Annotated in this window: 11 protein-coding genes and 1 pseudogene; 5 read left to right on the top strand and 7 right to left on the bottom strand. The window is 33.6% G+C overall.

Annotated features, from left to right (window positions below; all coding sequences use genetic code 11):
* The first annotated feature begins 53 nt into the window (after positions 1-53).
* From glpX to ACQ4M0_RS01225, 3 genes are all read left to right on the top strand, one after another.
* Positions 54-977, top strand: coding sequence for a class II fructose-bisphosphatase (gene glpX, locus ACQ4M0_RS01235; RefSeq protein ID WP_438456661.1), 924 nt, complete (start codon positions 54-56; stop codon positions 975-977).
* Between the two features lie 143 nt (positions 978-1,120).
* Entirely contained in the window at positions 1,121-1,537 is a 417-nt protein-coding gene (locus tag ACQ4M0_RS01230) for a hypothetical protein (protein ID WP_438456491.1), read from the top strand.
* An 8-nt stretch (positions 1,538-1,545) separates the two neighbouring features.
* Positions 1,546-2,577, top strand: coding sequence for a hypothetical protein (locus ACQ4M0_RS01225; RefSeq protein ID WP_438456490.1), 1,032 nt, complete (start codon positions 1,546-1,548; stop codon positions 2,575-2,577).
* A 5-nt stretch (positions 2,578-2,582) separates the two neighbouring features.
* On the opposite strand, the gene ychF is transcribed toward ACQ4M0_RS01225, so the two are convergent.
* Complete coding sequence (ychF, locus tag ACQ4M0_RS01220) at positions 2,583-3,677, bottom strand: redox-regulated ATPase YchF (protein ID WP_010406370.1); 1,095 nt, start codon at positions 3,675-3,677, stop codon at positions 2,583-2,585.
* Positions 3,678-3,795: 118 nt separating this feature from the next.
* Here ychF and ACQ4M0_RS01215 point away from each other — a divergent pair, with 118 nt between their 5' ends.
* The gene (locus tag ACQ4M0_RS01215) at positions 3,796-4,977 is read left to right on the top strand and encodes a hypothetical protein (RefSeq protein ID WP_010406367.1); all 1,182 of its coding nucleotides are present in this window, start codon (positions 3,796-3,798) and stop codon (positions 4,975-4,977) included.
* A gap of 395 nt (positions 4,978-5,372) precedes the next feature.
* On the opposite strand, the gene ACQ4M0_RS01210 is transcribed toward ACQ4M0_RS01215, so the two are convergent.
* The 6 genes and pseudogenes from ACQ4M0_RS01210 to odhB form a co-directional block, all read right to left on the bottom strand.
* On the bottom strand, positions 5,373-6,149 hold the full coding sequence (locus tag ACQ4M0_RS01210; RefSeq protein ID WP_438456489.1) for an enoyl-ACP reductase FabI: 777 nt from the start codon (positions 6,147-6,149) through the stop codon (positions 5,373-5,375).
* Positions 6,150-6,567: 418 nt separating this feature from the next.
* Positions 6,568-7,413 carry a hypothetical protein gene (locus ACQ4M0_RS01205; protein ID WP_007302842.1) on the bottom strand — a complete coding sequence of 282 codons (846 nt, stop codon included), beginning with the start codon at positions 7,411-7,413 and terminating at the stop codon, positions 6,568-6,570.
* 107 nt (positions 7,414-7,520) lie between these two features.
* A pseudogene (gene tnpA, locus ACQ4M0_RS01200) lies at positions 7,521-7,939 on the bottom strand (IS200/IS605 family transposase).
* Between the two features lie 401 nt (positions 7,940-8,340).
* Positions 8,341-9,297 carry an IS5 family transposase gene (locus ACQ4M0_RS01195; protein ID WP_213863789.1) on the bottom strand — a complete coding sequence of 319 codons (957 nt, stop codon included), beginning with the start codon at positions 9,295-9,297 and terminating at the stop codon, positions 8,341-8,343.
* A gap of 16 nt (positions 9,298-9,313) precedes the next feature.
* Entirely contained in the window at positions 9,314-9,493 is a 180-nt protein-coding gene (locus ACQ4M0_RS01190; protein ID WP_438456488.1) for a hypothetical protein, read from the bottom strand.
* 68 nt (positions 9,494-9,561) lie between these two features.
* Entirely contained in the window at positions 9,562-10,734 is a 1,173-nt protein-coding gene (gene odhB, locus ACQ4M0_RS01185; RefSeq protein ID WP_007302840.1) for a 2-oxoglutarate dehydrogenase complex dihydrolipoyllysine-residue succinyltransferase, read from the bottom strand.
* A gap of 143 nt (positions 10,735-10,877) precedes the next feature.
* On the opposite strand from odhB, the gene ACQ4M0_RS01180 reads away from it, so the two are divergent.
* Positions 10,878-12,095, top strand: a complete 1,218-nt coding sequence (locus ACQ4M0_RS01180; protein ID WP_438456487.1) for a hypothetical protein — start codon at positions 10,878-10,880, stop codon at positions 12,093-12,095.
* The last annotated feature ends 163 nt before the right edge of the window (positions 12,096-12,258 follow it).

Genomic DNA, 12,258 nt, shown 5'->3' with positions numbered 1-12,258 from the left:
CTTGCAGTATCAAGTGGCATGATATATATTGATTTATGATTCTCGAGCAAATGATAGAAGATTTAGCCTATAAGTTAGTGAAAGTAACCGAAGCTGCAGCACTTGCTGCATATAAATTGGCAGGCCTTGGTAATGAAAAAAAGGCCGATCAGGTTGCAGTTGATGCAATGCGTACGGTGCTAAACTCAATGGAAATAAATGGTAGAATTGTGATTGGGGAAGGGGAGAGGGACGAAGCACCGATGCTATATATCGGAGAAAAAGTTGGCACAGGAAGTGGCCCTGAGATTGACATCGCTGTTGATCCACTTGAAGGCACTACGATTTGCGCTCATTATAAACAAGGGGCAATGTCTGTTCTTGCTGCAACAAAAAAAGGTAATTTTTTACATGCACCTGATGTTTATATGGAAAAGATAGCAGTGGGAAAAAATCTCCCAGAGGGTGTAGTCTCACTAAAAAATAGGATTGAGAAGAATCTGGACAATTTAGCCAAGGCAAAAGGATGTAAAGCAAGTGATCTTATAGTAACTGTACTTAAACGTGAAAGACATGATGAATTAATAGCAAAAATTAGGAAGCTAGGAGCAAAAGTGAAATTAATAGATGATGGTGATGTTGCAGCCATAGTTTCGCTAATAAATGGCAATCACGATATGTATATCGGCACAGGAGGAGCTCCAGAAGGAGTGCTTGCAGCAGCAGCGCTAAGCTCAATCGGTGGGCAGATAGAAGGAAGATTAATATTTGACACGGATCAATTAAAAGAAAGAGCAAAAAATTTGAATATCACTGACCCAGAAAAAATCTACACCGTGAAAGACATGGCAAGAAGTGAATCAGTGTTCATTGCAACTGGAGTAACAAATGGAGAGTTTGTGGATGGAGTAAAGTTTGGCCAAGATATTTGTCTGACTAATTCATTAATAATATTGCCTGGTAAAGTAATAAAAATACAAACAAAATCAATATCTTAAACATTTGTCATATGCTGATTATAAAATTTTTATAGAAGGAAGATACTTATAATTGTCTTAAAAAAATGAATTTACATATTAATTTTAGCTTTACAACATTTGGCATTAAGTTATAGTTAAATAGTAATACTAAGAGGTGCTTAATGTTTAGTTCACTAACTAATTTTTTTACTAATACGTCTAAAAAGAAAAGTTCTCAATCTGAAGAAAATAATCATTCTTTCTCTAACAGCACAGAAAGTTTATTAGTCCAATCTACTAAAAAAAATCCTCAACTTGATGATCAAAGTAGAACTGACGTGTCTCCTCAAACAAATCTTCAATTTAGTGAGGATGATGTAAAAAACGTGCTCCAAGACTTCGAAAAATTGGATTTTAAGAACAGTAATGAGTGTTTTAACGAAATAGCAGAAGATTATGAAAGGAGGAAAAAAAGTGACCTTTTTAACTACGTAATATTGAATAAGCGAAAATACATAACAGATATATTAGATCAGAGGCTTGCCCACAAAGATCAAGAAAATTTTAGGAAGAAATTTAGTAATATCTTCTTAAAATAAATGAGAAAATGAATTATGGGAAAGAATTTCAAAATAAACTTCAATTTTTTGAAGATAGGGTAGAAGAAGTATTATCAGATTTTAGAAAATTGAATTTTGGCCTTAAGGATAATTTGTGTAAAGATGATAAGGATAACGTAAATTATAATAAAGGCTGGCCTGCAGATCCATTTGACAAAATAGCGAATTATTATCGATGGAATAAGAACATTTTCCTTTTTAATTATGTAGTATTAAGTAAGCAAAAAGAAATAATAAGTATATTGAATGAAAAGTCTATTCCTGAAGACAAGCGAAAGAATTTTAAAAAGAGGTTGGGTAGATATCTTCTTCGAGTTGAAGAAGGGATGAGTAACGGACAGGAATTTCTCAAAACTGATAGTGCAGTTGCCTTTTTTGATGGATGTTATGTGCCATGCGCATATGCAAAACGTTCTCTTAATCATTATGATCATCTTAGTATTAATATTTCTAAGCCTGGGTGTAGCTTAGAAATCAGCCGTCTTTTCACTGACAAAATTGAAGGGATGGAAAGAAATAAAAATGAGGTAAAGATAGTAGAAATATACAGTAACGATAAAAGAATAGCAACGGTTGAGAAGAATGATAATGGAAAAAGAAATTACCGCTTTGCAAAAGATGCAACATGCGATATGAAAATTAGGTGGAGTGCAGAAGATGAGAAAGGTAATTCTGTTAACTGCTTTATTAGTTTAAATGTAAATCCTAGTGAAATTGAGATTGGTCAGGCAACTATTAATGGTAAAGATGTTGAACTAGACGAAATTTTGAAATTAGCTGAGCAAAGCGAAGATGTGCTTATAGAAGGTAAAGCTTTACATGAATTTTTAGAAGGATATCTGGAGCAAGATGTACAATCACAGGAAGAGATAATAAAGAGATGTGATGAAACTCCTGGAACTAAACTTGATAATCTGGAGATAGGGCAGTTCTCTTTCTCTCCTTTATCTGAAGAGGAGATAGAGGAAGAAGAGAGAAGAGAATATAAAAATTCACGGGCTGCATCAGGAAGGTGCTAGACTAATTAGACATTAAATCTAAAGTGCATTATATCGCCATCTTGCACGATATAATCTCTGCCTTCGAAGCGAATTTTCCCTGCATCTTTGCAAGCTAATTCGCTTCCATATTTTATATAGTCTTCAAAGCTTATGGTTTCTGCTTTTATAAAGCCCTTTTCAAAATCAGTGTGAATTACACCTGCTGCTTTGTCAGCTGTTGATCCTATCTTTATTGGCCATGCACGTGCTTCTTTGGGGCCCACAGTAAAAAAAGTTATCATACTTAGCACTTCATACATAATACGTGCTACTCCATCAAGTCCTGATTCTTGTAAGCCAAATTCTGATAAAAAATTCTGTTTTTCCTCTTCACTATCAAGATTTGCAATATCTGCTTCAAGTTTCGCTGAAATACAATAAAATTTGCTTTTATTTTCTTCCGCCATTTTTTCCACCCTTTTAGATAGTTCATTACCAGTTATGATATTCGTATCTTCAACATTGCATACATACATAACAGGCTTTGTTGTTAGCAATTGAAGCAACTTCATCTCATCTTCATCGATATTCTCCAAGCTTCTTGCCGGTTTACCTAATTTTAAAGTAGCTAATACCTCTTGCATTAATTCAAGTTGTCTCTTTAGCTCTTTATCACCTTGCTTTGCTTTCTTTTCCAATTGAGGAAGCCTTTTTTCTATGCTATCAATATCAGCTAGAATTAACTCCATTTCCACTATTTCAGCATCTGATATTGGATCTATTTTACTGTTTACATGGCTGATATCGTCATCCGTAAAGCACCTGAGCAGATGAACAATGGCATCAACTTCTCTGATATGACTCAAAAATTTATTTCCTAGTCCTTCACCCTTGCTCGCACCCTTAACCAAGCCGGCAATATCGACAACTTCCAGTTGATTGTAGATTATTTTCCCTGAGTGAGCAATCGAGGCAATTTGTTTCAAACGCTGATCTCGTATTGGCACTTTGCCAACATTTGGCTCGATTGTGCAAAAAGGATAATTTGCAGCTTCAGCTGCACTTGACTCTGTAAGTGCATTAAATAAAGTTGATTTTCCTATATTTGGTAACCCAACTATACCACAGTTAAAGCTCATATTTGCTATTTAAAGCCTTAATTATTGCATAATTAAAAAATTTTTGCTATACCTAATTAGTTACTTATTAATAAGTTAGTTAATATAATAACATATAGCTTGAATTAAGGTAGAAATTATGGTTGGGCTTAGAAAACGGAAATTACCAAATGGTTTTGACAGTATTGAAAATGCTAAAGGACGCAAGACTTCAGAGAGTAATGTAGAAAAAGAACCTTCTAATAACCAAGTAGTTAAATATGATACTGCAGGTGATGGCAATTGCTTTTTTCATGCAGTGTTTGGTGATAACAGTTCTGGTACATATAAAGCTGAAAGAGCGCAAGATATGAGAATGGAATGGCACAAATTTTTAAGTCGATTTACGTCTTTAGATGATCCAAGTATGCCAGCTCCTTTAAAGGATCAGCTAGAAAAGGTTTTTAATATGTTTTTTAATAAGCCAGGGGATTTAACTGGCAAGTCTGATAAAATAAAGGGTCTGGTTAAGCAAACAAATAGGAAAATTGAAAATGCTGAAGGTAATGTGAAGAGGTTAGTAAGTAGAGCTGTTAGCAAATTTAATATATCGCATAATCAAGCTGTGCTTAATCTAAGTGAATATGCAGAGGCTCTTGATGGCATTGGTGAGAGTGACTATAATGCCGAATATAACAGTGATTTTATTACACGCTCATTTCTTGACAAACCTGAACTCTATCAATCCTATCTAGAAGCAATAGAAAGTAAAAGTTATTTTCCTTTTATTGAAGAAATTCAATTATTAGCTTCTTTAGCCAACATTGAAATTAATGTCCATTGTAAAGTTAGCGGCAGAGAGAAACAACAAAAGTTTGAACCAAATCCTGAAATGATAAACAATGATCAACTAAATCAGATGTTTAATCGTGAGAGTTATAAATTAAATGACGAGTTATGGGGTAGTAAAGAGAGAGAAACAATATATCTTGAAGGAAATCATTACTCTAGGGCTAAAATTGTAACTCAAGAGTTAATAAAACAGCAGCAGGAGCAAGAAGACTTTCTATTAGCAAAACAACTTCAGATAGATGAAATTTTGGAATATTGTGATCTTTCAAAGGATATCTCTGAGAGAGTAGAGATTGAGAGGGAGTTTGATGAGTTATTGGCAAAAAATGCTGATGGAAAAATTGGTGATGTTATAGGGCAGTGCATTAATGATGTACAGCAACGTATAAAATGCCTTGAGGAGCCAGTCTTATCAAGAAGGTGCAGTGTGGAAGAAGCACGTGTAGAAAAAACATTTTATCAACAACAAGTACCACAACCTGTAAGATAAGTCTTCATAGTCTATATACTTCTATAGGGGGGCATTCTATAATAAAAGCCATGCTCATTTTTAACCACTGCTTAATAAGAATAAAGTCTTAGCAAAACAAACACAAGAACAATAGGATTTCTTGCTTGCAAAGCAACTCCAAGATCGGGAGGAAAAAGACTTTTTCCTTGCAAGGCAACTTCAAGAGCAACCCTCACGCACAATCCCTTAACCCAAATGGAGGAAGTAAAAATAGAAGATCAGCAGCAACAAATACTTATAAAATAATAACTCTATGGTTAATGTGCGAGATTTAATTAAAAAATGTTGTCATTCGAGTAGCTGACACTGGGCTCCAATGTCAATTACTCGGATAACAAAAAAACACAGGCTTCACATGCATCTGCAGTACTGTATTAGTCTACTATCTTCATTCCCACAACATTATACCCTGAATCAACATGTAAAATTTCTCCAGTTGTACCACTACTCAGGTCGCTTAATAAGTATAGTGCTGCCTTGCCAACATCTTCTATTGTAACATTGCGTCTAAGTGGAGAATTAATTCTATTCCATTCCGATATGGAGTGAAAGTCACTTATTCCAGAAGATGCCAAAGTTCTGATTGGACCAGCAGAAATTGCATTTACTCTGATGTTCTTTGGCCCAAGATCACATGCTATATATTGTACACTTGCTTCAAGTGCTGCTTTACATAAACCCATCACATTATAATTTGGCATAACTTTTTCAGCACCATAGTAAGATAAAGTAAGTAAACTACCACCATTTAACATCATTTTTTCGGCGCTTTTTGCTAAAGCAGTAAAAGAATAGCACGATATATGCATTGCATTGAGAAAGTTGTTTAGTGAAGTATCGACGTATTTACCATTGAGCTCATTTTTATCAGAATATGCTATTGCATGTACCAAAAAATCAATAGCACCCCACTTTTCCTCTATTTCTTTAAAAGCACTATGTATGATTTCCTCATTTGAAACATCACAATGTAGTGTTAGCTCCACATTTAATTCATTCGCTATTGGTAATAATTTCTCTTTTATTACTTCATTTTGATAAGTGATTGCAAGCTCAGCTCCGTGCTCTGAGAGAGTCTTTGCTATACCATATGCTATTGACCTCTTATTTATTATTCCGGTTATTAACCCTTTTTTACCCTGCAATATCATAGAAATTATTTGCCTTTTTTATAATTTGAAATATTAACTAGGCAAAGTCAATTATGTTTTAACTGTAGCTAACGTATAAAAATTACTTCCGCATATTTCCAACCTCATTATAATTACAATTAGAGATATTTTAAGAGCTCAAAATCTATCTTTAGTCTGCAGACTTTTTAATCAAATTTATTAAAAAATATATTCTTCAGTGTATATCTGTCGTATATGCACTGCATTTTTTTCTAACTTTTTTTACACAGGAGGATTTTATGTCCAGAATTCCAGATACTTGACCTTTACTTTAAAACCAACTGGCGCCTATGGTTTTTATAAAAAGATTACAGGAAATAAAAATACTCTAGAGAACATGAAATAAGGATACTGAAATATAAGCTGCCTATATTTGCAAGCAGCTCATAAAGTCTTCTTATTTACTTACTCCTTGGGCAGAAGAAAGTTGTTTTGATATAGTCACACTTTCCATACTTGTTGAAGGATTCTGTGAAACTTTTACTATTTCAGAACCTTCTTTACGTAAGTAGGATAGTGCATCATACAAGGACTTCGCTTCGTATTGTTTTCCTACTTTTACTTCTTTATGTGCAGCTATTTGCTCCCAAGTGATATCATTGCTTTCAATAAGCTTGATAGAACCGTCATCACTAATATTAATTTTCATTTTACATTCTTTTTCTTCATCGTACCAATTCAAAGTCATGTTATATGAGCCATTAGCTACTTCATAAATTCTTACTCCATGCTCATCAACTCGTCCACGCATTCCTCTTTTTTCATCTCCAGGTAGCAACAATGTAACCGCCGTTATCCTATTGCTTTCAAAAAAATCATTAGTTAAAATATTACTAATGTTTATTTTTCCTTTATTATCATTCAGCACAGTTCTTGCAGTCAACATAGTTCTAATTGGACTTCTCACTCTAAGCTGTACAGATTCTACATCACTGTTTTCTATGTGTTGAGCAATTTCTTGCTTAGTTTCATCAATAATCTTGCCTTTTAGATATTTACCGTGATTTTCATTTTCTGAATTATAAGGAGAGCTATCAGCAAGAATTCGCCTTTTTGACTCTTCATCATCACAATCTAAATATTCAATTTTGCGGTCATGCTTGGTACCTAAAAATGGATGATCATCTGCTCTCACCCTATTATTCGGAGGAAAATTGAAAGTCCTATTCGGTTTATCACTCGATACTGATTCAGATATACCTTGAACAGCTTCAAAACTTTTTTTAAAAGAATTAGTTAACATTATATACCCCCTTATTCTATAAATAGTCTTATCTTAGAATGTTTTTAACATATGTCAATTCAACCACTATGGATTAAAATCCAAAGATTGAGAGAGAGCATAGAATGCTAACTTTCGACTTGAAAGTCACCAAATTTATCTTCTTTTTTAGAGTGATTTTCAATATAATTTTTTATCATTTCGTCAGTTACATTTCCGCTAGTCCTGACAAACTAGCCTACTGCCCACAACCCAATATCTCTTTTTTAGCTCTGGAAAGTTTTGCTGGATTTTTCTGGAACTTTTTCCTTTTATTAACTGCACTAACTTACTAATACTTAAGTATGGGGGTACAGAAACGTATACGTGTACATGACTTGACGCAACTCTACCTCTGATAATTTCTACTTGATTATTTGCACATACTTCTTGTACAACTTCTTTAGCTTTCTGTCCAATATCTCCAACTAGTACTGGATATCGATATTTTGTTATCCACACTATGTGATATATATACAGAGTGACTGCTTTTTCTATAATATTCCACATTCTTTCAGATTTTTCACCTTAAAATTATATTCTTAAAAGGATGGACTTTAAGTCCAGGGTTTTTCTCCCAAATTTGGGACAATAAAAATTTGATATATTTGACATAAAAGCGTTTTAAATAATAAGAGCAAAATGGACAAATCTATTTCGTGAGTAACCAAAAACCGTTTTGTATTCATTCAGATAAGGAAAAATAGCAGATAGTGTCATGCAAGTAGCTGACACCCTTTTGGTGGACCACACACACAACTTTACAAACATTGCAATATGGCACATAGTAAATGATGTTATTCTATAACGCAAGACCTATACTCACCCAACCTAATGCATTACTTGCAATTTGGGTCCCAGTGGGCTTTGTTGCACAGCTCTTCGGATAGTGGGTAATGTATAATAAATTCATGAAGCTATATCAAACTTAGCCATGCCTATTTCAGTAAATTTGTTAAGCAAATAACACTTGAGTAGCAGTTCCTTCTCACGATTAATCTCAGATTTATTCCTAAAACTAAATCCAAATATTTGCTTCAGTCGCGAGAAAAAACTTTCTATATAAGATCTCTTCCAATAATTTATCTCTTTTTTCCACCTCTTCATACCATCTTCATCATATGACTTTATGAGCTTGATTGTAGAATTTCTCTCATTCATATAATCCAACTTTGGATGCTCTACTGCATTATTTTGCGGAGGAATCCTTGTCTTTATGTCAAGCTCATCGCACAGTTTGTATAACTTCTTTCGATTATATGCCCTATCTGCATATATCGTGCTTATGTTATACTTGGTATCCACTCTTTCAATAAGATCACAGGCTCCATAGTGGTCGGAATAAACTCCACTACTGTATTTTGCAGCTATAACTTTTTTACTACCTATCTCTAGCATTACATGTAGCTTTCTTGTTTGCTCATAGCGGCGATACTTTCTATCTGTACCATTTGCCTTACTATGGCCTGGAATATTATTGTAGATGCTGATACCTGTACTATCTATAGCAATTTCAATATCTTCCATATCGTTCTTATCAACTCTGCAGTCGTTGATTTTGATATTAAGCTTTTTAAACCTTCTTGAAGCCTGCGAATAGCTGATAATTTGCAAAATTTTCCCTATTTGCTCAAGATATTTCTCTATAAATCCCACTGTTTGCCTAAGACCAATCCTGAATAGATAGGTTATTATGTGAATTAGAATCACTACTTTGTCGCTGTAGACATTGTTGCCACCTGCTACTTTTGGACTATTTTCGTACCAATTTTCAATGGCATCGTTGATATAATGAAAAACATTTCCCCTTTCTTGAAGAAATTTGTTATATTCATTGCAGTTACTGACTTTCATTCTTATTGGCATATTTTTCCTTTGTCGGCTAAATATCTATTTTATAACAAATTCCATCAGTAACTGCCTGTTCTTTCCTTGAGTGGTGCAACAAAGCCATCCCAGTGTCAGCTACTTGGATAACACCAAATGGGCTACTCGCATTTTTTAGGCCTAAATCACAATGCTCGTACTGACCATTTTTCGTATAAGTTACCTTTATAAACAAATGTTTGTACAGCTGTAACACCCACCTTAAAAACTTCAGAAAAACTTACTTGTCTTTTTTTAATCTGTTTAAATTTCCAAAACCAATCTATTTGGATCTTCTATGTAATTTTTGATTTTAACAAGGAAAGTAACTGCTCCTTTGCCATCAACTATTCTGTGGTCGTAAGAGAGGGAAATGTACATCATAGGTCTGATTTCAATTGAGCTACTCACAGCAACTGGCCTATTTTGTATTGAGTGCATGCCAAGTATTCCAGATTGCGGAGGGTTTATTATCGGAGTAGAAAGAAGTGAACCATATACACCACCGTTTGAGATAGTAAATGTTGCACCTTCCATTTCCGATACTTGCAGCTTACCTTCTCGTGCTTTTTTGCCAAGAGCAACTAAAGTTAGTTCAATTTCAGCAAATGACATTTGATCAGCATCACGAATAACTGGTACAACAAGACCTTTATCAGTGCCAACAGCAACACCTATGTCATAGTAATTTTTATATACAATTTCATCACCTGAAATCTCAGCGTTAATCTCACGAATTTCTTTTAGTGCTTGCACTGCTGCCTTTATAAAAAACGACATGAAACCCAGTTTTATTCCATATTTCTTTTCAAAAGTTTCTTTATACTTTGCCCTCAGATCCATGACGTTTTTCATGTCAATTTCATTGAACGTGGTCAGTATTGCAGCAGTATTTTGCGATGCTTTCAAACGAGCAGCTATTACTTGCCTTATTTTGCTCATTTTCACTCGCTCTTCTCTTCTCTCTCCACTTACTACACTTTTTGGCGATTCATATTGTTTTACCGAAGGTTGTTCAGCTTTACTCATATGGTCTATCACATCCGCTTTAGTTATTCTACCTCCCATGCCAGTTCCTTTTACATTTTCTGCACTAATTGCATTTTCTTCCATAATTTTACGAGCTGAAGGGGCATCTTTTTTATCAGGGCCTTCGCCTTTATCTTCTTTTTTCACTTCTTCTTCTACTTCTCCTGCAGCAAGTTTTGCCAGTAATTGATCAGGGCTAATTATATCATCTTCTTTCACAAAAAATTCAGTTATTTGTCCTGAAGCTTCTGCAGTTAGTTCTAGCGCCGTTTTATCAGTTTCAATTTCAAAGATCAAGTCATCTACTTTTACTGCTTCGCCGATATTTTTCTTTATTTTTACTATACCTTCCGTAACTGATTCACCACCAAGAGTTTTTGGCGCTCTGATTTCTATAATTTTGCTCATAAAATAACTTCTATATAAAACTTTCTATAAATTTATACATGAAAAGAAACATAAATAAACTAATAAATTCATTAGGCCTTATGCTTGATTCTTTCCTCCTAATACATGCAAAATTAAAATACTAAGTAAATTGAAATAAGATTATGGATTTTGATAAGGCAGGCAATGCAGAAGACTTATATAACGAAAAACTTCAACTGATATGTAAGACTTATAACAGAGAATTACTATCAAATCAAAGAGTTGTTGATGGCATCAATTCAATGGATTACAGTAAGCTTAAAATCTTATGCAAGTATCATAATAAGTTTAGTCACAAAGGTATTGAAGAATTATTATTAGATGAGAGCATTGTTAATCACATCAACGATTATGATGATGAAATGTTTAGGTCCATGCTAAATAATGCACCTGCGGAGCACAATATTCTAGAAATACTAAAAGGTGGAAAGATTTGCAATATCAACAATGAATTCGAAAGTAGTGATAGTGAGGAGAATGGAGAAAATTATGGATATTATGATTACGAGGAAGATGAAAAAAATGATCCGAATAACTTCGCTAAAGAAGCACTAGGAAATAAAGGAATTAATGAAAAACATGTTGATGATGTTCAGTTTTGCAACGATGCAGATGTGGGAATACCACCAAAAAATCAAAATGATATTAGGAATATCCGTCTTATTCAATGGATGATAGTTGAGAGTGATGGTAAGCTTAGTGAGCAAAATGTTACAGAATTACTAAAAGATCAGAGTTCTATTGATCGAATTAACTCTATTGGTGATAAAAAGCTTCAACTTATACTCAAGAGTAATAAGTTTAGTGGTGAAAATATTATGGAGTTATTAGGAAATCAAAAAGTTGTTGAATACCTCTGTTTTATTGATTATGAAAAATTTGAACTCATTCATAATAGCGATAAGTTTAATAGTAGCAATTATACTAGTAGCAGTTACAAGATTATAAGGTTGCTAGAAAATCAACAAGTTGTTGAGCACATCAATTTTATTGATTATGAAAAACTTAAATTCATACTTTGTAATGATAAGTTTCTCTTTAGCGATATTGTAAGACTACTAAAAAATCAGGAGGTTATTGAGAATATCATTTCTTTTAACATTAAAAAATTTCGACTCATATTTTATCGTGATAATCTTAACTACGTAGATACAATAGAATTACTAGGAAATCAGAAAGTTGTTAATGGAATCGGTTTTACTCCTTTTGAAGAGTTAAAATCCATGTGTAGTCATTCTAGTCTTAGCGATATTATAAAACTACTAGAAGATAAAAATGGGCCTAGTAATGTCTTAAGTGGGACACGGAAAGAAAAAATGCAAGTCAGTTACATATCATGACATAGCTTAAAAAGTGTTTATATCCAAGGTTTTGCTTTATAAATTTAAGAGGGTGTTAAATAAACCATACGCATCAAATTAAGAAAACACGCTCAATTTAGACCATTTTTGCCATATTTCTTAGTAAAATCACTGGCAGCTGACACCGAGGTTGAGAAAATTT

It is taken from the genome of Wolbachia endosymbiont of Kerria lacca, from assembly GCF_051602725.1.
In the GTDB taxonomy this organism is placed as follows: Bacteria; Pseudomonadota; Alphaproteobacteria; order Rickettsiales; family Anaplasmataceae; genus Wolbachia.
This window is presented reverse-complemented; position numbering and strand designations above follow the sequence as displayed.